At 44.8% G+C, this 25,245-nt stretch carries 33 protein-coding genes and 1 tRNA gene; 6 read left to right on the plus strand and 28 right to left on the minus strand.

Annotated features, from left to right (window positions below; all coding sequences use genetic code 11):
• Position 1: 1 nt before the first annotated feature.
• The 12 genes from ureG to AB1K83_RS02360 all read right to left on the minus strand — a co-directional run bounded on the left by ureG (position 2) and on the right by AB1K83_RS02360 (position 10,692).
• Complete coding sequence (gene ureG / locus AB1K83_RS02305) at positions 2-613, minus strand: urease accessory protein UreG (protein ID WP_413056531.1); 612 nt, start codon at positions 611-613, stop codon at positions 2-4.
• 39 nt (positions 614-652) lie between these two features.
• Entirely contained in the window at positions 653-1,339 is a 687-nt protein-coding gene (locus AB1K83_RS02310; protein ID WP_413056532.1) for an urease accessory protein UreF, read from the minus strand.
• Positions 1,332-1,787 (minus strand): urease accessory protein UreE, encoded by a 456-nt coding sequence (ureE, locus tag AB1K83_RS02315; protein ID WP_413056608.1) that lies wholly within the window; start codon positions 1,785-1,787, stop codon positions 1,332-1,334. The genes AB1K83_RS02310 and ureE overlap by 8 nt, the downstream gene beginning before the upstream one ends.
• 10 nt (positions 1,788-1,797) lie before the next feature.
• Positions 1,798-3,510 (minus strand): urease subunit alpha, encoded by a 1,713-nt coding sequence (gene ureC, locus AB1K83_RS02320; RefSeq protein WP_413056533.1) that lies wholly within the window; start codon positions 3,508-3,510, stop codon positions 1,798-1,800.
• On the minus strand, positions 3,507-3,830 hold the full coding sequence (locus AB1K83_RS02325) for an urease subunit beta (RefSeq protein ID WP_413056534.1): 324 nt from the start codon (positions 3,828-3,830) through the stop codon (positions 3,507-3,509). Before AB1K83_RS02325 ends, ureC begins: the two co-directional genes overlap by 4 nt.
• 23 nt (positions 3,831-3,853) lie before the next feature.
• On the minus strand, positions 3,854-4,156 hold the full coding sequence (locus AB1K83_RS02330) for an urease subunit gamma (RefSeq protein ID WP_413056535.1): 303 nt from the start codon (positions 4,154-4,156) through the stop codon (positions 3,854-3,856).
• Positions 4,157-4,785: 629 nt separating this feature from the next.
• Entirely contained in the window at positions 4,786-5,838 is a 1,053-nt protein-coding gene (locus tag AB1K83_RS02335; RefSeq protein ID WP_413056536.1) for a ketopantoate reductase family protein, read from the minus strand.
• A 36-nt stretch (positions 5,839-5,874) separates the two neighbouring features.
• On the minus strand, positions 5,875-7,059 hold the full coding sequence (locus AB1K83_RS02340) for an acetyl-CoA C-acetyltransferase (RefSeq protein ID WP_413056537.1): 1,185 nt from the start codon (positions 7,057-7,059) through the stop codon (positions 5,875-5,877).
• Entirely contained in the window at positions 7,056-8,018 is a 963-nt protein-coding gene (locus tag AB1K83_RS02345) for a 3-hydroxyacyl-CoA dehydrogenase family protein (protein ID WP_413056538.1), read from the minus strand. Before AB1K83_RS02345 ends, AB1K83_RS02340 begins: the two co-directional genes overlap by 4 nt.
• Positions 8,019-8,034: 16 nt before the next feature.
• Positions 8,035-9,345, minus strand: a complete 1,311-nt coding sequence (locus AB1K83_RS02350) for a GntP family permease (RefSeq protein ID WP_413056539.1) — start codon at positions 9,343-9,345, stop codon at positions 8,035-8,037.
• Positions 9,346-9,365: 20 nt separating this feature from the next.
• Positions 9,366-10,022: a CoA-transferase gene (locus AB1K83_RS02355; RefSeq protein WP_413056540.1), complete on the minus strand. Its 657-nt coding sequence runs from the start codon at positions 10,020-10,022 to the stop codon at positions 9,366-9,368.
• Positions 10,006-10,692 carry a CoA transferase subunit A gene (locus tag AB1K83_RS02360; RefSeq protein ID WP_413056541.1) on the minus strand — a complete coding sequence of 229 codons (687 nt, stop codon included), beginning with the start codon at positions 10,690-10,692 and terminating at the stop codon, positions 10,006-10,008. The genes AB1K83_RS02355 and AB1K83_RS02360 overlap by 17 nt, the downstream gene beginning before the upstream one ends.
• A 173-nt stretch (positions 10,693-10,865) precedes the next feature.
• On the opposite strand from AB1K83_RS02360, the gene AB1K83_RS02365 reads away from it, so the two are divergent.
• Positions 10,866-11,480, plus strand: coding sequence for a TetR/AcrR family transcriptional regulator (locus AB1K83_RS02365; protein ID WP_413056542.1), 615 nt, complete (start codon positions 10,866-10,868; stop codon positions 11,478-11,480).
• 137 nt (positions 11,481-11,617) lie between these two features.
• Entirely contained in the window at positions 11,618-12,406 is a 789-nt protein-coding gene (locus AB1K83_RS02370; RefSeq protein ID WP_413056543.1) for an SDR family oxidoreductase, read from the plus strand.
• A 62-nt stretch (positions 12,407-12,468) separates the two neighbouring features.
• Here AB1K83_RS02370 and AB1K83_RS02375 read toward each other — a convergent pair whose 3' ends face one another.
• From AB1K83_RS02375 to AB1K83_RS02405, 7 genes are all read right to left on the minus strand, one after another.
• A complete protein-coding gene (locus AB1K83_RS02375; protein WP_413056544.1) occupies positions 12,469-12,735 on the minus strand; it encodes a YciI family protein in 267 nt (88 codons plus the stop codon).
• Between the two features lie 165 nt (positions 12,736-12,900).
• Positions 12,901-12,973 (minus strand) — tRNA-Val (locus AB1K83_RS02380).
• Positions 12,974-13,445: 472 nt separating this feature from the next.
• Positions 13,446-14,096: an amino acid ABC transporter permease gene (locus AB1K83_RS02385; protein ID WP_413056545.1), complete on the minus strand. Its 651-nt coding sequence runs from the start codon at positions 14,094-14,096 to the stop codon at positions 13,446-13,448.
• 12 nt (positions 14,097-14,108) lie between these two features.
• Positions 14,109-14,726, minus strand: a complete 618-nt coding sequence (locus AB1K83_RS02390) for an amino acid ABC transporter permease (protein ID WP_413056609.1) — start codon at positions 14,724-14,726, stop codon at positions 14,109-14,111.
• Positions 14,727-14,840: 114 nt separating this feature from the next.
• Positions 14,841-15,692 carry a transporter substrate-binding domain-containing protein gene (locus AB1K83_RS02395; protein WP_413056546.1) on the minus strand — a complete coding sequence of 284 codons (852 nt, stop codon included), beginning with the start codon at positions 15,690-15,692 and terminating at the stop codon, positions 14,841-14,843.
• 21 nt (positions 15,693-15,713) lie between these two features.
• Positions 15,714-16,442, minus strand: coding sequence for an amino acid ABC transporter ATP-binding protein (locus AB1K83_RS02400; protein WP_413056547.1), 729 nt, complete (start codon positions 16,440-16,442; stop codon positions 15,714-15,716).
• Positions 16,443-16,666: 224 nt separating this feature from the next.
• Complete coding sequence (locus AB1K83_RS02405) at positions 16,667-17,236, minus strand: phosphatidylglycerophosphatase A (RefSeq protein WP_413056548.1); 570 nt, start codon at positions 17,234-17,236, stop codon at positions 16,667-16,669.
• Between the two features lie 109 nt (positions 17,237-17,345).
• On the opposite strand from AB1K83_RS02405, the gene AB1K83_RS02410 reads away from it, so the two are divergent.
• The 3 genes from AB1K83_RS02410 to AB1K83_RS02420 all read left to right on the plus strand — a co-directional run bounded on the left by AB1K83_RS02410 (position 17,346) and on the right by AB1K83_RS02420 (position 19,149).
• Positions 17,346-18,068, plus strand: a complete 723-nt coding sequence (locus AB1K83_RS02410; RefSeq protein WP_413056549.1) for an esterase family protein — start codon at positions 17,346-17,348, stop codon at positions 18,066-18,068.
• Positions 18,069-18,154: 86 nt separating this feature from the next.
• On the plus strand, positions 18,155-18,670 hold the full coding sequence (locus AB1K83_RS02415; protein ID WP_413056550.1) for a YjcG family protein: 516 nt from the start codon (positions 18,155-18,157) through the stop codon (positions 18,668-18,670).
• A gap of 2 nt (positions 18,671-18,672) precedes the next feature.
• Positions 18,673-19,149, plus strand: coding sequence for a GNAT family N-acetyltransferase (locus AB1K83_RS02420; protein ID WP_413056551.1), 477 nt, complete (start codon positions 18,673-18,675; stop codon positions 19,147-19,149).
• Positions 19,150-19,290: 141 nt separating this feature from the next.
• Here AB1K83_RS02420 and AB1K83_RS02425 read toward each other — a convergent pair whose 3' ends face one another.
• The 7 genes from AB1K83_RS02425 to AB1K83_RS02455 all read right to left on the minus strand — a co-directional run bounded on the left by AB1K83_RS02425 (position 19,291) and on the right by AB1K83_RS02455 (position 22,544).
• Entirely contained in the window at positions 19,291-19,590 is a 300-nt protein-coding gene (locus tag AB1K83_RS02425; RefSeq protein WP_413056552.1) for a hypothetical protein, read from the minus strand.
• A 113-nt stretch (positions 19,591-19,703) separates the two neighbouring features.
• Positions 19,704-19,955, minus strand: a complete 252-nt coding sequence (locus AB1K83_RS02430) for a stage VI sporulation protein F (RefSeq protein ID WP_413056553.1) — start codon at positions 19,953-19,955, stop codon at positions 19,704-19,706.
• Between the two features lie 116 nt (positions 19,956-20,071).
• A complete protein-coding gene (locus tag AB1K83_RS02435) occupies positions 20,072-20,206 on the minus strand; it encodes a YjcZ family sporulation protein (protein WP_413056554.1) in 135 nt (44 codons plus the stop codon).
• A 105-nt stretch (positions 20,207-20,311) separates the two neighbouring features.
• Entirely contained in the window at positions 20,312-20,674 is a 363-nt protein-coding gene (gene spoVAE / locus AB1K83_RS02440) for a stage V sporulation protein AE (RefSeq protein ID WP_413056555.1), read from the minus strand.
• 9 nt (positions 20,675-20,683) lie between these two features.
• On the minus strand, positions 20,684-21,688 hold the full coding sequence (locus AB1K83_RS02445) for a stage V sporulation protein AD (protein WP_413056556.1): 1,005 nt from the start codon (positions 21,686-21,688) through the stop codon (positions 20,684-20,686).
• Positions 21,682-22,137, minus strand: coding sequence for a stage V sporulation protein AC (spoVAC, locus tag AB1K83_RS02450; protein WP_413056557.1), 456 nt, complete (start codon positions 22,135-22,137; stop codon positions 21,682-21,684). Before spoVAC ends, AB1K83_RS02445 begins: the two co-directional genes overlap by 7 nt.
• Positions 22,137-22,544 (minus strand): hypothetical protein, encoded by a 408-nt coding sequence (locus AB1K83_RS02455; protein ID WP_413056558.1) that lies wholly within the window; start codon positions 22,542-22,544, stop codon positions 22,137-22,139. Before AB1K83_RS02455 ends, spoVAC begins: the two co-directional genes overlap by 1 nt.
• 117 nt (positions 22,545-22,661) lie before the next feature.
• Here AB1K83_RS02455 and AB1K83_RS02460 point away from each other — a divergent pair, with 117 nt between their 5' ends.
• Positions 22,662-23,243: a CotY/CotZ family spore coat protein gene (locus tag AB1K83_RS02460; protein WP_413056559.1), complete on the plus strand. Its 582-nt coding sequence runs from the start codon at positions 22,662-22,664 to the stop codon at positions 23,241-23,243.
• A 108-nt stretch (positions 23,244-23,351) separates the two neighbouring features.
• On the opposite strand, the gene AB1K83_RS02465 is transcribed toward AB1K83_RS02460, so the two are convergent.
• Together AB1K83_RS02465 and mgtE are read right to left on the minus strand one after the other, a co-directional pair.
• Positions 23,352-23,771 (minus strand): hypothetical protein, encoded by a 420-nt coding sequence (locus tag AB1K83_RS02465; RefSeq protein ID WP_413056560.1) that lies wholly within the window; start codon positions 23,769-23,771, stop codon positions 23,352-23,354.
• A gap of 88 nt (positions 23,772-23,859) precedes the next feature.
• Positions 23,860-25,233, minus strand: coding sequence for a magnesium transporter (mgtE, locus tag AB1K83_RS02470; protein WP_413056561.1), 1,374 nt, complete (start codon positions 25,231-25,233; stop codon positions 23,860-23,862).
• Positions 25,234-25,245: the final 12 nt, after the last annotated feature.

Here is a 25,245-nt window from a genome sequence, read left to right on the forward strand (position 1 = left end):
ATCACGACAGCCCTTTGAGCAGGGCATGTTTGTTAATCCAGTCGACTACTTCTTCAAGGCCATCTTCCGTTTTTAAATTCGTGAAGACGAACGGCTTGGTGCCCCGGAATTTTTTCGTATCTTCCGCCATAACTTCCAGGCTGGCGCCGACGTACGGTGCAAGATCTGTCTTATTGATAATGAACAAGTCAGATTTAATCATCCCTTGTCCGCCTTTACGCGGAATTTTCTCTCCTTGCGCTACGTCAATGATATAAATTGAAAAATCGACGAGTTCCGGACTGAACGTTGCGGCAAGGTTGTCCCCACCGCTTTCGACAAAAATCAGTTCAACATCCGGATGGAGGCTGATGAGATCATCAATTGCTGCAAAGTTCATGGAGGCATCTTCCCGGATGGCGGTGTGCGGGCATCCACCAGTCTCAACGCCAATAATACGGTCTTCACCAAGGACGCCGTTTTCGACTAAATACTTCGCGTCTTCCTTCGTATATATATCATTTGTCACAACTGCCATGTTAATGTCGTTGTGCAGACGGCGCGTCAGCTTCTCGACGAGCATCGTTTTGCCCGCACCGACTGGACCGCCAACTCCGATTTTAATTGGTTCCATACAAACACTTCCTTCTTCTGCGAATTGATTTTTTCGTGATTAAGACATGAAAATGCGGACATTGACCCGCTCATGCTGCATTTGTGAAAGCTCTAGGCCAGGTGCCACGATCCCAAAATCATCCTCTGAAAGTCCGAGGATCTTTTCAACCGTATCTTGGAGCACAGATCCAAACCGATAGAGGATATGTTGCCCTGCTGTTTGGCCAAGGGGAATTGCTCTTACGGCATTTTGGACAAGACCTGAAATAGAGGAATAGAGATAATAGAGGATGGCCTCCTCCCGGCTGCAACCGAATTCATAGGCGATGATTGTGAAAACGATTGCGGGGTGAGGAACAGTTCGCCCGTCTGAGACGAGGGTCTGATAATTATGGAGAAGCGGAAGATCAAATAGGTCGACAGTAAGCTTTAACATTCGCTCCCCCATCATCCGGGACCCTTGGCGTGTTTCTCTCGGCAAATTTTGGATATGGAGAAGCTGCCCTAGCCTACCAATCTCGTTCATCTCACCGCTGTCCAGTGCATCATAGGTCATCCGGCAAACCAACCCATCCGTATAGGCGAGCTGTTCTTGGACATAACAAACTAGCCACTCTTCAAAGGAAGGGCCATCCGTAACGGCCCCGGTTTGAATATAAGTCTCCAGACCGAACGAGTGGCTGAAAGCCCCCGTCGGTAAACTGGAGTCACAGAGCTGAAAAAGCGGAAGTAGCCGGTTAATCATGGCTGTGTCCGATATGCCGGAAAGCTTCCTTCACTTTCCTGTTTTCACGAGCGTAAGGAATGCCGAGCTGTCCCAATAGCTCCTCTACGAGGTAATCGTATTGTACTAGCATTTCATCCTCCTCAAACTGGGCAGGGAGATGCCGGTTGCCAAGTTGATGCGCAATCATGCCCATCTCTCCAATGGAGCGGGGACGGATGACGAGTAGATCATCAGTCAGTACATCGACGACAATCATGTTACGTTCGTCCATATGAAGCACGTCCCCTGCCCTCAGATCTCCCTGCCCTTTCAGACGAATCCCAAGTTCCGTCCCATGGTCAGTCTGGACGCGCTGAATACGTTTGACGAGCGCGTCGCTTTCAAGGAGTACTTTTTCTACGTGACGACCTTCAATCTCCTTAGGATCCAAGTCCTCGAGATTGGCCAAAACCCGTTCTATGATCATCATATTCACCTCAGAATAAGAAATATCGCTGCCCCATTGGCACAGTGTCCACCGGGTCACACGTCAGATGTTCTCCGTTAACGTAAACTTCATAGGTTTGCGGATCGACCGTGATTTCCGGTGTCTCCGAGTTCAGTTTCATATCCTTTTTGGTTAAATTACGGATGCCACCGACCGGGAGTATACGTTTCTGAAGACCCAGTTTTTCGTGGACGCCGTCTTCATATGCTGCCTTGGAAATAAACGTGATGGAGCTCTCATGAAGCGCTTTGCCGTATTGGGCATACATCGGTCGCATGATATATGGCTGTGGTGTCGGGATCGAAGCATTCGCATCACCCATCAATGCGCTCACGGCAAAGCCGGATTTCAGCACCATTTCGGGTTTCATGGCAAAGAAGGCAGGATTCCAGAGCACGAGGTCAGCAATCTTGCCGACTTCAATTGAACCGACATGCTCGGCAATTCCATGAGTGATGGCCGGGTTAATCGTATATTTGGCAATGTATCGTTTCGCCCGATTGTTATCCGCATATTCGCTATCCCCAGGGAGAAGGCCGCGCTGCATTTTCATTTTGTCGGCAACCTGCCAAGTGCGGATGGCAACCTCCCCTAACCGACCCATCGCCTGTGAGTCAGAGCTGACCATACTGAAAACGCCCATGTCTTGCAGGATATCTTCGGCCGCAATCGTTTCCCGCCGTATTCTTGAATCTGCAAATGCAATATCTTCCGGTACGGAAGGGTTGAGGTGGTGGCAAACCATCACCATGTCGAGGTGTTCGTCTATCGTGTTGACGGTATAAGGTAAGGTTGGGTTGGTGGAGGAAGGCAGGATATTCAGATAGCCTGCAGACTTGATTAAATCGGGTGCGTGTCCCCCGCCGGCGCCTTCTGTATGGTACATATGGAGGACACGGCCCTTGACCGCAGCCATCGTCTCTTCCATGAATCCTGATTCATTTAACGTATCGGCATGAAGAGCTACTTGTACATCGTATTCATCCGCAACCTGAAGGGCATGATCAAGCGAAGAACCCGTGGCTCCCCAGTCCTCATGTACTTTCAGGCCAATAACACCAGCGCGAACCTGCTCGGCGAGTGGTTCGGTCGCAGCCGCGTGCCCCTTGCCGGTGAACCCGACATTGATCGGTAGGCCTTCTGCCGCCATCAACATACGGTGGATGTTCCATTCCCCCGGAGTGACAGTAGTCGCCTTCGTTCCGGTCGCCGGGCCTGTCCCTCCTCCAATTAAGGTAGTCGTCCCTGAAGAAAGGGCAACCTGTACTTGCATCGGGTTCATGAAATGGACATGCGTATCAATTGCTCCCGCAGTGACAATCCGGCCTTCGCCCGCGATGATTTCAGTAGATGCGCCGATGATGATATCGACATTGTTCGTAATAAGCGGGTTGCCTGCCTTTCCGATACCGACGATGCGCCCGTCCTTGATTCCCAAGTCCGCCTTGACAATACCAGTATAGTCAAAAATAATGGCGTTTGTGATGACAACGTCGGCAGCCCCGTCGGCACGCGTGGCAAGTGGATGTTGGCCCATTCCATCGCGGATGACCTTACCGCCTCCAAACACGACTTCTTCCCCGTAGGTCGTATAGTCTTTCTCAATACGGATGTACAGGTTCGTGTCTGCCAGACGGACCGAGTCTCCTGTTGTCGGACCGAACATTTCTGCGTATTGCTTTCTCGTCATTCTGAAGCTCATGTTCCAACCTCCTGATCAAGCGGTCCGTCGACCTTGTTGTTGAATCCATAGATACGACGCTCGCCCGAAAAATCGATTAATTCAATTTCCTTTTCGTCCCCCGGTTCAAATCGAACCGCTGCACCGGCAGGCACATTCAACCGTTTGCCGTATGCTTCCGTCCGGTTAAATTGAAGGGCGGGATTCGTTTCATAGAAATGGAAATGAGACCCGACCTGGATGGGGCGGTCTCCAGTATTCGTTACGGTGAGAATCGAGACAGTCTTACCTTCATTGCAGATGATGTCTTCTTCTTGCAGAACATATTGTCCTGGATGCATCGCTGCATCCCTCCTCTCAGTAATTATCGAATTGGATGATGGACGGTTACAAGCTTCGTCCCATCCGGAAAAGTAGCTTCCACTTGAATGTCCGGAATCATCTCCGGCACGCCTTCCATGACATCTTCCCGAGAGAGGATGTTCGCGCCATATTCCATCAGCTCCGCGACGGTCTTCCCGTCCCGGGCCCCTTCCAACACTTCATAGGTGATCAGCGATACCGCTTCGGGGTGGTTCAACTTCAGTCCCCGCTCCCTTCTGCGGCGTGCTAGATCTGCCGCCACAACGATGAGCAACTTATCCACTTCACGAGGTAGCAAGTGCATATCCAAACACCTCCATTCAATCTGTCCAACGAAAAAAAGCCCACAAAGAGACTTTTTCGAAAATTATGTGATGAATACGCCTAAGTGTTCCCCGAATACCGGGGAAATAGACTATTCCAACGCTATCTTATTATAAATGAAAGACAGAGAAAAGAAAAATTATTCACCTTAGAAATAGGTCTGTTAATCCCGGTATGAAAAGGTTTGGAAGGAGTTGATTAGGCTTAAGCGAATATGACGTGTGGGTATATTTGCTAGTTGTGGGATAATAAAGAGAATGGGCGAATTGGGGTGACTTAAATTGGTATTATCTGCGAGATTCTCAATGCAAGTCTATGGATGTTCTTCCCGGCTTAGCTTAATAGAGTTAGGGATTGCACTGCAAGTGGCATCTAATTGCCCCCAAAATCTTCCTTAATGCTTAATAACCCAAAATGGTTATTCTCTATCACTTTCCCATTGGCTTGATTGTTAACCAGAAAAAGACCCTAGTCTTCACAAACAAAGAGCGAGTTGACCATCTATCAATATGATCAACTCGCGTCATTTCCTTCGGTTAAAGTGAAATTTGATGACTAGGCCGCCATCAATATATTATTGTGAATACCTCCTTATAAAAAATGTTCAGTTTATGTCGAGATCACTTTCTCTGCTTTTTTGCCATTCAAGCGTTTGAAGTGCTCCAAGTTAACCGACATGTCCGGAACTACTTGTAGCTGTTCAGCTGCCGTTACAAGTTCTACTACCAAATCATTAAATGGTGTTGGTATCCCATTCTTCCTGCCATTTTCGGATACATGTCCATTGATGAAATTAATTTCTGTCTTAATTTTCTTTTCCAAGTCTTGCAGCATGCTCGCCTTTAAATTTTTATGAGGATTCCATACCTCATGATAAAATTCCATTTTTTCCTGAACACTTTCATTTGCCTTCAGCTCAAGAAACTCCATATCCTTTCCCTGCATGGTTGCAAGTCTTACCCCCAACGAATGAGCAGTTTTGATTGTTTCGTCAGCAATATGCGCCAAACTCTCCATTGCACCCTTGTTGGATAAAACCTCTCCAAATGTACAACCTAGAGCTGCTGACATGCCGCTGAAAGTCGCATTCATTAGAAGTTTGGACCACTTGATGCCCATGATATCAGAGGTTATATTACAATGCCCAACATGATCCAACACAGCTTTAACCTTTTCTAACCTAGGAGTCAGTTCACCATTCACTTCTCCGATATCAAAGGCGTATTTTTTAACAATATCCCATTCGGTCGTTAATTCGGACTGACCATGCCCCTTCCATGTTGCACCAAAGCCAACAACGCCCCCAATTGTTCTTTCAGCCCCCACGCTGGATGCCACATCATTTTCAGGGACGCCGTTTTGCAGTGTACATACGATACTTTCCGCATGCAAGCAAGGTAACAATTGTGCAAGCGATTCTTTGTTATACACTTGTTTTGTCAGTAAAAAAACTAAATCATATTGCCCTTGCAACTCATCCGGGGTAATTGCTCTCACTGGAATTGTTTTATTAATAAATCCCGACAATTTAGCTCCTGACTTATTTAACGCATCTACATGGCTTCGGTTAATATCGATTAATTCGACGTTCTCTCCCCCATCCGCGATCAGAGCACCAATAATCGTACCAAGGGAACCCGCACCCATAATTGCAATTCTCATTTATGATTCCTCCTCACATTGTGATCTTCTACACATTTACACATCCGTATTTTCTAAAATAATCGCTATTCCCTGTCCACCGCCAATACATAATGAAGCCAGCCCATATTTAGCTCCCCTTTTCTTCATCTCCAACGCTAGTGAATATGTGATACGAGTACCGCTTGAGCCGACCGGATGGCCGAGGGCAATGGCACCCCCATTTACATTCACTTTCTTTGGATCAATTCCTAACTCTTTCATAACTGCTAAAGATTGAGCGGCGAAGGCTTCATTTAATTCAAAGATATCAATTTCTTCGATTGATAAATTGGCTCTCTGCAGCGCTTTTTTGCAAGCGGGGACAGGACCGATGCCCATAATGCTTGGATCAACCCCGACAACAGCCCAAGAAACGATTTTTGCAAGCGGTTTCATCTTTTGCTCATTTACGTATTCTTCAGAAGCTAGCAATACAGCCGCCGCGCCGTCATTAATCCCGCTCGAATTCCCCGCAGTGACAGTCCCATCCTCTTTAAAAACAGGTTTCAACTTTGCAAGGCTTTCTATAGAAATGCCTTCCCGTATATGCTCATCCGAATCTATCACAAGATCTTCGCCTTTTCGCCCTTTCAATGTAATAGGCACAATCTCTTCGGCAAATCGCCCACTATTTCTAGCTGCACTTGCTTTTTCTTGTGATTCTACAGAATAGCGATCCTGTTCTTCCCGTGAAATTTCATATTGTGCGGCTAAGTTCTCCGCTGTCATTCCCATGCCACAACCTGCATAATGATCCGTTAATGTTTCCCATAACATATCCTCAACGATTGGCGCTTTATTTGGAGATCCAAAACGCGTATTTCTCAATACTTGCGGGGCTAAACTCATATTTTCCGTTCCACCTGCCACTATTACATTGGCTTCGCCTAAGGCAATGGACTGTGCGCCCGACACAATGGATTGTAAACCGGATCCGCAAAGCCTATTTAAGGTTAATGCTGACGAGTCTTCTGATAAGCCGCTTCTTAAACCAATATGCCGGGCTAAATAAGCTGAATTCTTGTTTGTGTGAATTACATTACCAAAGATAATTTCATCAATATCGGAAACTGGGACACCGCTGCGCTTGATTGCTTCAGTTGTTGCACTTACTCCTAAATCGAGTTCACTTACATCCTTTAAGGAACCCCCAAATGTACCAAACGCTGTTCTCGCTCCTTCAACAATATAAATGGTCATATTTTCATGGCACCTTTCTCTCTTAATTTTGGATTTCTACTTAATAAATGTTGTATTAAATCGGTATCACGTTCCATAACATAGTCATCAAAGCCCTTGCCGGGATAGTTGTAAAATCCTTTTCCAGTCTTTACACCCAATGCCCCCGATTCTATTCGTCTAGCAATGGCACTGTAAGATCGATCAGTCGATTCAATTTTAGACTGCAACTCTCGAATCGTAATGTCCCAAATATCCAGACCGCCAAAATCCATGATTTTCAACAATCCGCTCGATGAGAATCGAAAACCTGGCCCATTGAAGATTGCGGTATCGAGGTCATTCTCACTAACCACTCCATCTTCAATTAACGATAGCGCCTCTCTTGCCATCGCGGTTTGAATCCGGTTTGCAACTAAACCGGACACTTCTTTTTTCACTTCTATTGTCGTCTTGTTATTTTCTTCTAAAAAAGCTTTCACTTCAGCAAATACTTCCTCATTCGTTTCTTTTGTCCGTAAAAGCTCAACGAGAGGAACAATGTGAGCCGGATTAAAGAAGTGTGTCAACATGACCCGATCTTTATGTTTCTCCACGTTTTTCGTAATTTCCGAAAGACGTAAACTAGATGTATTGGAAGCTAGGATTGTCTCCGGTTTGCAAATGGCATCTAGTTCTTCAAAGATTTTTTGTTTCAATGGTAGATTTTCTGATACGCTCTCTATGATAAAATCACTATCCGCAACATCATTAAGTGATGTTGTAAAAGAGATACAAGATAAAACTTCCTTATCGCTTAAAGTAATAGAATATCCCTGATCGCGAAATATTTTCAAGTAAATAACAAACTTGTCCTTCGCAACACTAAGCGTATCATCGGACATATCACATAAAACCGTTTTCACTCCATTAATTGCAAACTGAAAAGCGATCCCAAAACCCATCGTTCCCGCTCCAACTACTCCAACTTGTTTAATCAATTAATATCTTCCTTTCTTAATAGAATAGAATTGCAACAAATAATGCCGGAATAGCCGCTAGAATAGGAGCTACCACACAAGTCATGAATACGTGGATGTAGCCATCTTTGTGTGTTAATCCGGTTACGACTAAGGTAGTAATAACAGCCCCATTATGCGGTAAAGAATCCAAACCGCCGGATGCCAACGCCGCTACCCTATGGATGGCATCTGGATTTAATCCCAGATTTACATACGTCTCAGACAATGTTTCCATGGCTATTCCCAAGCCGCCCGATGCAGATCCCGTGATTCCAGCTAAAGCAGTGGTTGCAATATAAAGGGAGATAAGCGGACTCCCCGGAACATTTGTCATTAATTCCACAAAAAATGAGAAGCCCGTTGTCGCTGCGATAACAGCTCCATACCCAACATCCGCACTCGTATTAATAAGTGGTAAAACAGCATTTGTTGCCCCAATGTTGATAGTCTCTTTTTTCTTTTCGATAAAACGCCAAAAGACAATTGTACAGATCAGTACCGAAATCATTAAAGTATATAAAACCTCTATTTTTAATACGTTTAGTAGCAATAATAAAAGTATGGGAGGAATTAAACTAACGAATAAATTAGGAAGTCTTTTATTCGCATACTGATCGATGACTTCCTGGTCTTTTCCGTCATCCAGGTTTTTCATCGACGCATACGTCTCCCCTTTTCTCTCAGACTTTTTCAGGGCATACCGTAAGTACCAGAGATTTAGTAAAATAACAGTGATAGTTGCCGTAATTCCAATCCATGCTCCCGATGTGACACTTGTATCCAAATAACTGATAGGAATGATGTTTTGAATCGAAGGCGTCCCTGGCAGCATGGTCATCGTAAATGTTCCGATTCCAAAGAAAAAAGAGGCAAGAAATAAATGCCACGGTATGTCCATTTCCTTGAAAAGGGGTTTGGCAATTGGCAACACTGCAAAAATCACAACGAACAAACTAATGCCGCCGTATGTCAAAAACGCACAGATCACCATGATAGAAACCAACACTTTATATTTGCTGTTCTTGCCTAGAACCTTCAGCAGCGATTCTGCAATCCTTCTTGCAGCTCCACTGTCCTCCATGAACTTTCCGAACATCGCAGCAAAGAGGAAGATCAAGTAATACTTTTTCGCGTAATTGACAAAACCGCCCATATAATCATTTTGGAAGGCATCCAAGATCACCATGTCGTTGAGCAAGATAACAAATAAGCTGACAATCGGTGCAATGATGATAATCGTGAATCCTCTTAATGCAAGAATGATTAGCAAGATTAATGACAAAATGATTGTTGCAACACTCCACATACCCTTTCCCCCTTACATTTTTATTTTTCCAATACCATGTCTTTCAAATATTCCAATCGGAAACCAACCTTTTCACTCAATTCTTCAATTGAAATGTCCTCCAAAATTTCAACCACTTTAACCCCATCAAGTGTGAATGTAAAAACAGCGTAATCCGATACAAATAAATCAACCCGCCGAACGCCACTCGATTTATAAGATAACCTCCGGACCAGTTTGGAATTTTCGTTTTTGTCAAATAACGTGGCAGCAATAATGACTTTCTTCGCTCCCGTCAATAAATCCATGGCCCCTCCAACTCCTAGAATGGGCTGATCGGGAACAGCCCAATTGGCAATTTCCCCTCGGATGTCCACCTGTAAAATACCAAGCACAGCCACATCAACATGTCCCCCGCGAATAAGGGCAAACGAATCGGCACTGCTAAAAAAAGACGATCCTTTCAAATTCGTTACAGGTTCCTTGCCGGCACTAATCAAATCAATGTCGAGATCTTCTTCTGAAGGCGGAGGACCCATTCCCAGCAACCCATTTTCCGATTGCAAGTAAATTTCTCTATCACCTAAATACTGCGTAACTAAAGTCGGGATGCCAATTCCCAAGTTGACAACTTGTCCTTCTTCCAACTCTTCTGCAATACGTTTGGCGATCAATAATCTTTTATTCTGACTCAACATACCTCGCTCCCTTCTTTGTATATTTACTTTTCACAATGAAATCTACATAGGCATGAGGTGTAACAATATGTTCAGGGTCCAATTCTCCAACTTCGACAATCTCATCCACCTCAGCTATTACTGTTTTTCCGGAAGTGGCAATCATCGGGTTAAAATTTCTAGCAGTCGTATGGTAAATTAAATTCCCTAACTTGTCCGCTTTCAGAGCCTTAACCAAAGAAACATCTCCCTTGATCGCCTTTTCAAAAATATAGTGCTCTCCGTCAATTTGTCGTTCCTCCTTCCCTTTCGCCAGTTCTGTTCCTACAGCAGTTTTTGTATAGAATCCTCCAATACCTGCACCGCCCGCTCGTAATGCTTCAGCAAGTGTTCCTTGTGGAATCAATTCAATTTCCAGCTCCCCTTTTTGCCAAGCAATCACAGCCTCTTTATTCGCTGTAAAATACGACCCTATGGCTTTCTTGACTTTCCCTTGCATGAACAACTTGTGTAAGCCCTGCCCGTCGTCCCCCAAATTATTACTGACAACTGTCAACCCCTGAATGTCAGTTTCCAATAACTCATCAATTATTGTTAAAGGTGTTCCTGACAAGCCAAATCCACCGACAAGAAGCTTATCGCCGCTTTTAACTAGATTTCTAACTTCCTTTGGGTCAATCACTTTCTTCACCTTATCCCCTCCAAGTGTAAGCGCTCTCTCATGACTGTAAAATATTTGCTAAAAGAAAATATTAGCTATAAAATTAACAGTATAATTAGAACGTAGTACAGTTATAACTAGACTGTAGTCTGATTGTAATTCAAGGGCGAAGATTCTGTCAACAATAAATTGGAGTGATTTTTTTGATTGAAGAAGGAAATAAACAACGCAGAGGAAAAAAGACACAAAAAAAAATATTGGAAACGGCATTAAAATTATTTGCTGATAAAGGCTATGATAAAGTAACGGTCGATGAAATCTGTAAAAAAAGCGAAACATCGAAAGGGTCTTTTTATCAGCATTTTTCTTCAAAATCATCCATATTTTTAGCCAAATTCTTAGAAGCGGATGCCTATTATGCTGAAGTAATAGAATCCCTGCCAAAAAATATGGACGTGTTTGAAAAGTTGTCCATGTTTAACAACAAGGCATTTTCCTATTTGAATGATCAAATGGGAAAAGACTTATTGAAAGTAATTTATAGTTCCGCACTTACCTCAAAGGAACATACTTATTTTTTAAATAAAGACCGGGAACTCACACGCATATTCATTTCTTTTGCCGAAGAAATTAAGAGTATGCTGCCTGCCGGTTCTTCCCGGCGAGTGGAAGATCTAGTAATGATGATGAATCAAACAATGCTAGGGGCAATTTATTATTGGTGTATAACTACAGATGATCGAAATCTACCAGAAGTTGCACAAGACTTAACAGATACTATGATTAGAGGTTTGAAATCGTTGATTGAAAGGAACTAAGGACATTAAAATGAAATTCGGCTTTTCCAATGAATCATTGGAAAAGCCGTTTCTCATTCCCCCACTTCCTTCCCGGGTGTCGTATAATGGCAGGGACGTTATTTTGAATTGCTGAAAAATTTAGGGAGGGAACTGGCATGGAATTAGGATTACAGGGAAAATCCGTTTTAGTCCTCGCCTCAAGCAAAGGGCTCGGGAAGGCGACAGCGCTCCAGTTTGCGCAGGAAGGCGCCAACGTCATGATCACGAGTCGAAGCGAAGAGGGACTGAAGCAGGCAGCGGAAGAAATCCGGGAAGCAACGGGTTCCGAGGTAGCTACGTTCGCATGCGACTTGACACGTCCGAACGATATCAAAGCGCTCATTGCGGAGATAGTATCCCGGTTCGGAACGGTCGACGTCCTAGTCAATAATACCGGCGGGCCCCCCGGCGGGACGTTCGACGACTTTGATGACGAAGAGTGGCAGCACGCCTTCGAACTGACTTTGTTGAGCTACGTACGGACCATCCGTGAAGTGCTTCCGCTTATGCGAAAGCAGCAAAGCGGGAAAATCATTAACATCACCTCGACATCCATCAAGCAGCCCATCGATAACCTGATCTTATCGAACACATTCCGGAATGGCGTGAACGGCCTCGCGAAAACTTTGGCGACCGAGCTGGCGAAAGACAACATCCTCATCAACACGGTCGGCCCCGGACGGTTCGATACGGATCGAGTTCAGGAAATCGACGAAGCAACATCCGTCAAACTCGGGAACACTGTCGCGGAAATCAGAGAAAAGGCTAGCAAAGCGATCCCCCTTGGCCGCTACGGCAATCCAGGGGAATTGGCGAAGCTCGTCGTTTTCCTCGCATCGGACGCCAACACCTACCTCACCGGCCAATCGATTCTTATAGACGGCGGGCAGACGAAGGGGTTATAAGAATCAAAAGAGGAATCCTGTTTTTCTGCAGGATTCCTCGGACTTTATTCACAGAACGGTAATCAAGTCCCGCTGACCATTTCCCATTCGTGTATCTCATACCCTCTGGCCCCATGAATAACATAAGGATCAAGTTGGACAATTTGTTCGACTTCATCAAAGGATTTTACTTGATAGATGATCAATCCCCCCGTATTATCCACAAACCGTCCGTTGGCAAATATCTTTCCTTCTTGGCGCTTTTGCTCTAAATATTGAAGATGTTGAGCGCGATATTCCTGGCTTTTTTCTTGATGTAACATTGGTAAAAAAACAGCGAAGTATTTCATTCAGCAATCACCCTTTCGTGGAATTGGAATTTATTGAATTTATATAACACTACTTTACCACATGACTGCCAACACAAAAAAACAGACCCTAGGCATCCGGCCTAATAGGTCTGTCTTTGGAGAAGGTTGTTGTTCCGACAACCTTCCTATGGGTTTGGCACCCTATGATTCCGACTGGGCTCGAACCAGCGACCTCCACCCTGTCAAGGTGGCGCTCTCCCAGCTGAGCTACGGAATCGGGAGAAAATCTTATGTGTTTCTCTACTGGACAAGTTCTATTATAGCAAGTCTGCAAGGGAAGTCAACACTTTTTGAAAAAGTTTTTTCGAGAATTTCTATTGTGGTAGCAAATCATTGATAAAACATGCGGGGAACGTTGTCAGGTTGCCTTATCACGTCATGAAGTTGGAGCGAACTTGATCCACTTATCTTCGTTATGAGCGCTTCTCAAGAGTTATGATCGCCCCTTCGTTACTTATGAGCGGTTGTAGCGAAATATGAGCGCGCAGCTGGATTTATGAGCGCTCAGCGGAAAATATGGGCGCGAATTCATTTTTATGAGCGCTTGTGCGGAAATATGGGCGCCCCCTTGTGACCATGGATAAACCTAAATTCCCACGCTCTCCTCCCAACCCGATAGCAAAGTTTGCTCTTTATTCACCCCAAACAAAAAACCTGAATCTCGAATAAGGAGGATCCAGGTTTTGTTGCTATGCTCGCTTGAGTTCGAGACGTTTTGCCAAGATTGAGAGGGCGTAGTTGACGACGAAATACATCAATGAAATGAGAAGGAAAATCGGAATGACGAATTTCGAACTTTGGCCTTGTATAATTTTGGCGTGATGCAGCAATTCCGGCAATGCGATGATGATGGCGAGCGACGTATCCTTCAGCAAGGAAATGAACTGGCTCACCAAGTTCGGCACCATTCTTCTCAACGCTTGTGGTAAAATCACTGTCCGCAATGACTGGACATATGTAAGTCCCGACGACCGTGCCGCTTCCATTTGACCCTTCTCGATTGAGTTCAGGCCGCCGCGTACGATTTCCGCAATCATGGCCGACTCGAACACAGTTAGTGCCACGATAGCCGAAACGGTGATGCTTAAATTGATCCCCAATTCGGGAAGTGCAAAATACGTGAAAAGTATAATGAGGAGGAGCGGCAAGTTCCGGATCGTTTCAACGATTACGGCTAATACTTGTGATAGAACCGGAACCTTTGAAAAGCGTAACGTACCGACCAATCCACCGATGATAAAACTGAAGAGAATGGAGATAAACGCCACTTTTAGTGTGACCATGAAGCCTTCCATCAAAAACTTCAAGTTGTCTGGAGAAAACGCTCCGACGAAATCCATCATGACACCTCCTTAATGGCTCTTGGCTAGGCGTTTTTCTAAATACCCAACGCCTAAACTCAATGGAATCGTAATAGCTAAATAGAATAGCGCAACAAAAATATACACATCAAACACGATATACGTCTTAGCCGAAATTAGATCGGCTTGATACATAAGATCCCCACCCGCGATCAGCGCCAGAATGGATGAGTTTTTCACCAAGTTGATGAACTGATTGCCAATCGGCGGGATCACGATCTTCACCGCTTGCGGCAAGACGATCATGCGCATCGCCTGGATATACGTCAAGCCGGATGACCGGGCTGCCTCTAACTGTCCTTTCGGAACCGACAGGATACCCGACCGGATCGCCTCCGCAATAAAAGCGGATGTATAGACCGATAGTGCGATCGCCCCCGCCGTCAACCCCGAAAAACGGATGCCTAGCGTCGGAGTGCCTATAAAGAAGAAAAAGGCAATAATGACAAGCGGAATATTTCGGAAAAATTCCGTATAGGCTGCACCGAACCAACGCAATGGCGCAATCGTCGTAATCCGCATCACCGCGATGATCGCTCCGATGATAAAACTGGCCACTAGGGCTATCAGACTGGCAATGAGGGTCACCTTAAACCCCTCCATGAACATTCCGAAATAATTTGTCAAAATCGAAAAGTCCAATGAAATTCCACCTCGCTTAACTTAATCAGGATGAGCATTATTGCTCACCCTGATATCATTGATAATGACTGACTGGCAGAATTACTCTACATTCAACCAAGTGTCGTAGATTTTGTCATACTCGCCGTTTTCCTTTAATTCCTTCAGTGCTGCATTCAATGCTTCTAATAATTCTGTTTCGCCTTTTTTCACTGCAATTCCATAAGGCTCATCTGTAAAAGTACCGCCAACCAATTCATAATTGTCATCTTCCGAAGCCATTCCAAGAAGGATGGAGTTATCTGTTGTCAACGTGTCCCCTTGGCCCGCTTTTAGTGCAGTGAATGCCTCCGCATAGTTTTCGAATTCAAGAACTGGTGCTTCCGGAGCTGCTTCCCGGATATTATCTGTAGATGTGGAACCTTTAACTGCAAGAACCGTAGTTTTGGAATTTAAATCTTCAATGCTCTTGATTGGGCTCCCTTTTTTAACAAGGAGAGATTGTCCCGCTTCGAAATAAACGTCTGTGAAGTCTACTTCTTTTTTCCGCTCTTCCGTGATAGTCATCGTCGCGACGATGGCATCAATGTCACCTTTATTCAATAATGGCATTCTCGTTTTCGATGTTACTTCGACCAACTCGATTTTACTTTCATCGCCTAGGATCGCTTTCGCCAATTGTTTGGCGATATCGATATCAAAACCTTCCACTTCTCCTGAAGATGGATTTTTCAAGCCGAATAATTTCGTGTCATATTTAACTCCAACAACGAATTTATCACGCTCTTTAATCGTTTCCAGAGCGTTTCCTGCTGTTTCGGAACCGCTTGACCCTCCCGCGTCACTACCGCTCGTGCTTCCTTCTTCTTTCTTGTCCGTACCGCATGCTGCCAATAGAATGATTGACAGGATAGCTGTTAGAGCAAGTAACAACAGTTTCTTTGATTTCAACATAGTCAACATCTCCTTTTTCTTTTAATGATTTAATATACGGCTGAGGAATAGTCGCGCCCGTTCTTCTTTCGGACTCGCAAAAAACTCGACCGGTTTTGCCTCTTCGAGAATGCGTCCTTGGTCCATAAACACGATACGATCGCCCACTTCTTTGGCAAACCCCATTTCATGTGTCACGACAACCATCGTCATTCCTTCTTGTGCAAGCGTTTTCATAACATCCAATACTTCTCCGACCATTTCAGGATCAAGTGCCGAGGTCGGCTCATCAAACAGCATGATCTCCGGCTTCATCGCCAATCCTCTGGCAATCGCCACCCGCTGTTGCTGCCCGCCTGATAACTGCGATGGATAAGAAGACGCCTTATCCGGAATTCCCACTTTCTCCAAGTAGTACATTGCCGTTTTCTTCGCTTCTTCCGCAGATTGCTTCAGGACATTGATCGGGGCGAGGGTGATGTTTTCGAGGACTGTCTTATGCGGGTACAGGTTAAAATGTTGGAACACCATGCCGATATTGCGCCTTAATTTATTAATATCCGTACTTTTCGCATTGACTACCGTATTATTGACCGTTAAAGTCCCTTCTGTAATCGCTTCCAATTTGTTAATACAACGGAGCAAGGTACTTTTCCCGGAACCGGATGGTCCGATGACAACGACCACTTCCCCATCTTTCATTCTCACATTAATATCTTTGAGTACATGAAAATCCCCATAGTACTTATTGACGTTTTCAAATGAAATCATGTCATACTCCTTTCTAAGCACTTTTGAATTCAGACAATTCCAAGTGTCTCTATTTTTAGAAACTGAACATAAGCAATTATATCCGTTATAAGATTAATTGTCCAATTGGTTTTTTAAATTATTTTTATAGAAATCTACATTTTTTTAAGTATAATCCCATCATTCATTTAGAAAGAAAAGAGACTGAATGGGTGCAACTTTCAACCCATTCAGTCTCTTTGTCATCATTCCATTTTTTCTATTTCCATTTCTTCCTGTTCCACATCTTGCAGAAGCGCTTCTGCCTCTTGCAGGTCACGTGTCCTATGTGCTGTTCTGGACGCTGCGCAAGCTGCAATGCTGGCAATCAGATCATCCAGGAATGTATGGATACCGTTTCCTTTATTGGTATCCAATTCGTTAATGATTCCAATCTTGTTTTTATCCAAATGACCGAATGTTGTCACGGCGATTGAACCGTATGTAAAAACGGCACCGAGAGCAATCGTCTCATCCACCCCAAATAGCCCTTCATCCGCTTCTACAATTTGTTGGAGTGGCGCCGAAAGCATTTTCTTCTCCGCTAGCTCATCCAATTCAATGCCGACCAGGATCGCGTGTTGAAGTTCCCGTTTCCGGAGCACGCTTTCCACGGCGTTGATGCAGTCATCCATTTTCAATTCTGCATTGTATGGCACCTGCATTTCGAACACGATCATCGCAATATCTTTCACTGTCACTCCACGTCGGAGCAAAGCCTGTTTCGTTGCTTCTGTCACAACTTTTGAATGGACAATCTTTGATGTATCAAACATAGTAGTCAACCCCTTTATTTGTCATGCGTCTCACAATACAACCATTATGCCTGCCCCATTCTTTGTGTTACAATTCCGATAGTATTGGATATACTAGGAGGAATGGAACATGAATTATGGAAAAATTGAAGATATTTCATTATACAGTAAAGAGTTGGATGAGGAAATGCAACTGCTCATCCACTTGCCACATAATTATACCCCGCTCTTCACCTACTCCGTATTGATTGCTTCAGACGGGAAAGACTATTTCCAGTATGGCCGGATCGGACGGGTTGTGGACGAACTGTTGGATGAAGGCGAGATTGAAAATGTTATCGTTGTCGGTGTTCCTTATAAAAGTGTTGCTGAGCGGCGACGCCTATATCATCCGGAAGGCGACCGCCATCAGGCCTATATCCGATTTCTCGCCCATGAATTGGTCCCCTATATCGATGCCAATTATCCGACCAATCAAGTAGGCAACAGTCGAGGGCTGATCGGGGATTCGCTCGCTGCCACCATTTCACTTTTGACTGCGTTGAAGTACCCTAATATATTCGGAAAAGTGCTCCTTCATTCCCCTTACGTAGATGAAAGTGTCCTTCATACCGTGGAAGCTGTAAAGGATCCTTCCCGTTTTTTCATTTACCATGTTATCGGTGAGGGAGAAACCGAAGTGAAGACAACGGTGGATGGGATACAAGATTTCTTAACTCCTAACCGGAAAATGAAAGAGATTATCGACGCGAAAGGAATTCCATACTATTATGAAGAGTTCAAAGGGGACCATACGTGGAAGTATTGGCAGCCCGACGTCAGGCGTGCAGTCCAAATGGCATTCAGCGAGTAATTCCCCATACAGACATCCATCAGTATATCTGGTATAATCGAAATTAGATTGTCTATACTAAACATTCCTACAAGGAGGGCTTCATTATGAAATATGGAATTGTTGCGTTTCCATCCAAAAAACTCCAAGATCTTGCAAATGCCTATCGGAAGCGGTACGATCCGCATTATGCACTGATTCCTCCGCATTTGACATTAAAAGAAGTGTTCGATGCAGAAGATCATGAAATCAATGAGGTCGCGAAGGCATTGAAACAAGTGACGATAAAACACAGTCCCTTTGAATTGAATGTCTCCAAAGTAAGTACATTCGCACCAGTTACGAATACAATTTATTTTAAAGTTGAAGCGAATGACGAACTACTCGCACTGCATAAAGATTTAAATTATAATTTCTTCGGAGAAGAACCTGAATTTAAATTTGTTCCGCATATTACAATCGCTCAAAAACTTTCTTCCGGAGAACATGATGATATTATCGGCCAAATGAAGATGACCGGAGTAGATAATAGTGAGATCATTGATCGCATCCACCTCCTCTACCAACTTGAAAATGGTTCTTGGACGGTGTATGAGACATTCCGTCTCGATGAGGATGAGTGACATTGGTGACGGTCAAGTTTGCAGCTTCGCCTATTGAGCAAGAAGATGCGTTTGCTGTCAGAAGAAAAGTGTTTGTGGAAGAGCAAGGAGTACCCCTCAACTTGGAACTGGATGAGCATGATGAATCTGCAAGCCATTTCGTCGTCTATGAAGGAATGACGGCGATTGGCGCAGGTAGAATCAGGGAGATCGGCGATTCCATCGGAAAAGTGGAGCGGGTCTGTGTATTGGCGGAACATCGGGGCAAAAGGCTGGGAAAACTGGTAATGGAAGCCCTTGAACAGCATGCAGCAGTGACAGGCATGAAGAAAATCATCCTGAACGCACAATCATATGCCATTCCTTTCTATGAAAAATTGGGCTATATCATCACATCCCCGGAATTCATGGACGCGGACATCCCTCACCGGGCAATGGAAAAACCTATTGTCGGGCAAGAGGGAAAAGGTCCCGTCCATGATTCTGTTCCTACAAACTGAGCACTATAATACGAGATATAAAGGTCCGGATGCTAGAAAAGCATCCGGACCTTTATTCGTCCTCATGCCAGGGCGCCGGCTTAGCTCCATTAACCATTCCGGTAAATGGAACTACGGCGGCGTCCTGTATATGGGTATGGGTCATACATATAAATTGATGGACATCCCTTTTCCGATCACTTGTGAAATGGCCGGAGATAGATTGACAGGGTTTGGATGGATGAAGCCCTGGTACGGTGGAGGGGCTGATCGAGTCACTGGCTCTTCCTCGTCTTTCAATTCTTCTTCCCGTACAATTTTCCCTGTTAATTGTTCAGAAAAATCAGGTTCGAGTTCCACTTTTTCGACTCGTTCGATATACGTGAACCGTTTCTCTTCGTTTTCCATCCGATTCGCATAAATCTGTGATTGGATTGGTTGATACGGTATGATATATCCCATGGCGCACACCTCTTCCCCATTTTATGTGTAGATCCTTTCTATCTATATCCGTTTTTCTAGTGTACGAAACCTATTATATTGATTATTCTATTTATTGCCTAAGTTTTCCTGCATTATTTACCAAGCATATCTTGTATATCTGTGAGATTCACTGATTTTCCATTGCTCAATATGGATTTGACCAGCTCGTCTTCCACATGCGCAGGCACATCTTTTTTGGCCAGCTTCCCCACTTTCCTTACGATTTTCCTCACTTGGCGCTCATCGCTGAAATCCGCGAATTGAATTGCATTTGCTAAAGCAAACACTTCTTCCATCGGGACACCTGTCTTGGATTCGATTTTCCGGAAAAACGAATCATTCATTTGGTAAACTCCTTTCTTTCCATTCCATTTTTGAGGAGGTGGAAAAGGACCGTTGCCGACAATTCGTCGGCTAACGGTTCCGTTATCTGTTGGCCTGACCAGCGTCCGTTTTCCTCTTAATAGAAACTTTTTCCTACAATGATAAGTAGGATAAAGAGGACAACGATTAGGACGAAAGTGGAACCGCCATAATTATAGCCTCCCCTTCCATATGCACCTTGCACGCCGCCATACGGATAGCATCCAAACATGAAAATCCCTCCTTCCCTTCCACATATACTATGCGGTGCGGAAAGGAAGGAGGGGGCAATGGCACAATTAAATGAAATTAATTATGCCATGAATATAATAGTGAGTCAGATATTCCCTTTCGGTTTAAAGAGGATAGCCGCGATAAAACCAAAAATGATGGCAGAACTGATTCCGGAGCTCGTTACTTCGAACATGCCCGTCACAACTCCGATCAAACCATGCTTTTCCGCTTCCGCCATGGCACCATGGGTCAAGGCATTGCCGAATGAAGTAATCGGAATCGTGGCGCCTGCCCCGGCGAAATCGATAAACGGTTCGTATAGTCCGAACCCATCCATGATTGAACCGACTACGACGAGTAGACATAGTGTATGTGCAGGTGTCAGTTTTGCTACATCGAATAGCAACTGGCCGATAACGCAAATCAGCCCCCCGACGATAAATGCGGTGAGATAAATTGATAGCATCCGATCCACTCATTTCATCGTTAATTCAACAGCGTGTGCAATGCACGGAATGGTATCTCCTTGTTGGTACGATAATGGGGATAATAAAGCACCTGTTGCAATGAGGAGAACTCGTTTCAACTTGCCTTTCATCATGTTTTCATGCACTTCGGAAAAATACACAGCAGCAGAACAGCCAGAGCCGCTCGCCCCTGCCAGGAATGAGGAGTCATTTCCATAAAACTCCGAGCCTGCATCCCTAAAATTTGGCGTGATTTCGATACTATGATTCCCCGCCAACGTCTTGTATAATTCGAAGCCGGTTTTCCCTAGATCCCCTGTCATGATTAAATCATAGTCGGCAGCTTTCATGTCATGTCCCTGTAAATGCCGGACGAGTGTGTTGGAAGCGGCTGGTGCCATCGCAGCGCCCATATTCAAGGGGTCTGTCATGCCAAGATCGATCGCGCATCCAATCGTAGCTTTCTCCACACTCGGATAACCCGCTTTCTGAGGGGTAATTGCAGCAACTCCCGCTACAGTCGCCGTCCATTGTGCCGTTTCCGCCTTTTGGACTCCATATTCGATCGGATAGCGGAATTGCCTTTCGATTGCATTATGATGGCTGGAAGACCCTGCCAATGCGCAATTTGACATGCCCATTTCAGTTAGCACGGCAGCTGTGATGATGGAAGAGACGGAGGTGGCACAGGCGGAAAAGAGACCCAAATACGGAATTCCCAATGTCGTCGCACAAAAACTCGATGGTGTCATTTGATTGACCAAGTCGCCTGTCAATAAAAAATCGACGTCGGTCGGTATTAAATCCAATTTACTCAACGCAATCATGGACGCATCTTCCATCATCTTGGCATGGGCATGTTCATTGGTCTTTAGCCCGCAGCGTTCGTCATCATACCCCTTGTCGAATCGATCTGCAAAAGGGCTTTTTTTCATTTCCAAGGGACCTGCTGTTACGCCTGTCGCCGCTAGACTGGGGGATGTTCGGAATGTCAGGACCCCGCGTTTCACCATGAAACGACCCCCAGTTTGACAAGAATGGTCTTGATTAAAGCAACGAGGAATGCGGAAAATACGCCGAAAAGAATGACAGAACCGGCCAGCTTGAACATATTCCCACCAACCCCGAGAACATAGCCTTCAGTTTTATGTTCGATCGCTGACGAAATGACCGCGTTGCCAAATCCCGTGATTGGCACGGCGCTCCCCGCCCCACCAAATTGTCCGATTTTCTTATATTGCCCAAACCCGGTTAGTAGCATGGCGAAGAAAATCATCGTTGCCACAGTCGGATTGCTTGCGGTTCGCTCCGTAAAGTCAAAAAACATAATATAAAAGAGGGAGACAAGCTGACCGACCAAGCAAATGAGACCACCTGTAAGAAAAGCTTTGAACAAGTTTTTCATCAAAGGGGTTGCGGGTGATTTCTCATTTTCAAGTTTCGCGTACTTTTCTTCATTCATCAGGTCTCTTCCTTTAATAAAGATTTTAGGTCATCTATTTTCTTGCCAATGTCTTTTTGATCACTCTCGTTAATCAATTTCGTCGCTTCATATAAGATCTTGCTGTCAGCCGATACGGTGATATCCATGTCGGGATATAACTTTTCCAACTTCTTTTTCAATTCCTTCTCTATTTTCCCTTTGCGGAACCGGGAGAATGTATCGACCCGCACGCCAGTTAACAACTGTTCCTCATAGAACAGCGCACTGACTGACATGAGCCGTTCGTCTTTCTTGAACAACTCTTCCGCCTTCGAACTGTCTTCATCCGTTTCATTATAAATCCGGATGCCATTTCCAGTACAACCCGACAGGAAAACGAGTAGGGAAAATGCGATTATCAGCTTGCGGATAGGCGTCCCCTCCACTTTTTTTCACAGTATGCCTTTTCCGCAGCAACTTTATTCAAAACCGGTATGTCTGCCCTTACACACGCTGAAACGCTGCATAAAGTATAGGGAATTGAGAAAAAGGAGGTGGAATGAATGGGTTGTGGAAAAAATGAGGATGTTGGAGGAGTTCGCAGACATGATAACTGTATTTGTGAAGTCGTACGGGCGATTAAGCGCGTGCAAGATCTTCGCGATGATCGGGACTGCGACGATTGCGCATCCGACTGCTTTACGAGTCCGCTCGGAAGCATCGTAAGCCCGGCTCGTCAACGGGCCAATACACGGGTGTTCACCCTTTCAAATGACAAAGGTGACTTGTTCAAGGCGTTGTTCAAACGGGAACGCCGCAGACGCCGAGGACACGGTGGACACGGTGGACACTCTGATGGTGTAGGTGGAGAATCCGATGGACGCCATCGTCACAATAACTGTATCTCTGTCTTCTTTAGAGTGCAGAACGTTTTTGACAACTGCTGTGCTACATTACAAGTACTCGAACCGCTTGATCGGGATGGGGATCCGGTAGACATCACAAAACACGGAAAGATTGACCTCGAGGAAATCTGCAGAGTCGAAAACTTTGAACCGACAGGATCCTGTATTACCGTCGACTTGAAGTGCTTCTGTGCAATTCAGTGTGTTAAAGATATTTTCATTGATTGCGACGATTTTTAAGAGCTGACCTGCAATGCTCATTTGCCCGACCAGCCCAGCTGGCGGGCATTCTTTTAAGATTATTTACATACAAAAAAGCAGAACGGGAATATCCGCTCCGCCAACTTGTCATACCTCCTGAAAAGAGGTCCCTCTCCAAAGAATGTCTTCAATTTCATGTAGTTCTATGGCGATCACCTGTTTATCCTCACCCTCCAACTCAATAAAAACAGAGTTCCCCTCGATTTTCTCTATAGTTCCTGTCACGGTTTGCTCGCTCAATAAAAATTGCAGCGGCTTATAGATCTGCCTGGGAAATGAAGAAGCCAAGTACATAACACGCCGGATTATGGACGGATCGATTACCTCCTCTTCAGGTAACGCCTCCTTTTCCAAATCCTTATTTATAAGTTCCTCGGAGTGCTCCTCCGACCGCGAGTAAAAAATGGACGTACTCTCTTCCAATTCCCGGATGTCCTCCTCATCTGTAAATGTAATTCTGATATAAACCGGCGGCGCTTGGATGAACAGCAATGGTTCATTTTGCACTCGACAGCACATCCTTTTTTAAAAGTAGTATATGCGCCCGGTTTCTTACTGGTTCACGCCTACTCGATTGTACAAAAAACCCTCGGCGTTATAGATCGCCGAGGAAAAGTGTGGCCAGTCCTAAATAGATAATGATACTGATCACATCGTTCAATGTGGTGATAAATGGACCCGATGCGACTGCTGGGTCGATTTTCATTTTATGCATGAATAAAGGGATGAAAGAGCCTGAAATGGTCGCCACGAAAATGGAAACGAAGATTGCCGCTCCGACGAGAAGACCGATGATGAATTGATGTTTCCATACGTAGATGAGAGCTACCACGAAAAGTGCACATAGTAATCCGGTAATCAAACCGGTCCCCGCTTCCCGAAGCAACAGTTTAAATTTACTTTCGTCTTCGACATCTCGCGTCGCAATCCCGCGTACCGCTACGGCAAGCGCTTGAGTCCCACTGTTCCCCGCTGTTCCGGCAATCAAAGGAATGAAAGCGGCAAGCAACGCCACTTTCGAAATCGTCTCTGTGAATAAATCGATCAAATTAGCGGTTAACATCCCTAGCACAAGGAGAATAAGGAGCCATGGCAATCGCTTTTTCGCAGCCGAAAAGGAATTCTTATCAAATGTATCCATATTTGAGACCGCAGCAAGTTTTGAATAGTCATCAGATGCTTCTTCATCCAACACATCGATGATATCGTCAACGGTGATAATCCCCAAAATATGATTTTGGAAATCGACGACAGGCATAGCCAATAAGTTATAGTCCTTGATCATTCGTGCAACTTCTTCCTGGTCCTCGGAAACGAGAACATTCACGACCCGCTCGCTCATGATGGAACTGATAAGCGCATCCTCATCCGCAATGATCAGATCACGAAGTGAGACGACACCCGTCAAATGATTATCATCATTTACAACGAATACATAATAAATGGTTTCCGCACCCGGTGCTTCGTTACGCAAAATGGTCATGGCAGAACGGACAGTGGAATTTTCCGGCACCGTGACGTACTCCGTCGTCATGATAGATCCGGCCGTATATTCCTCATAATGCAGCAAGGCCTTAATTTCGGCAGCTGCTTCTTTCTTCATTAAGGTTAAATAGCTGACGACTTGCGATTTGTCTAATTCGTTCAAGACATCGACCGCGTTATCAACGAACATATAGGAAATCATGTCAGCTGCATACGTCGTATCCATTTCTCGGAGATACTCGCGATATTCGTCTTCCGCAATCTCACTCGTCTCGAAAATTTCCGCCAATTCCTTCGGAGATAAATATTGGTAAATAATTCTTCGGAGTTCCGGACCTACTTTCTCATAAAACTTCGCCCGGTCGTATGGGTGAAGCATGAAATATTCTTCACGGAACTCTCTAATATTCAAACCGGCCAAAGTCTCTTGCAACTTTTCTTCATCGTAAATGATTTCTTCTTTATGTTCTTGTTGCATGATCATCGTCACACCTTT

Origin of the sequence: Sporosarcina sp. 179-K 3D1 HS, assembly GCF_047228905.1 — a bacterium.
Classification (GTDB): Bacteria; Bacillota; Bacilli; order Bacillales_A; family Planococcaceae; genus Sporosarcina.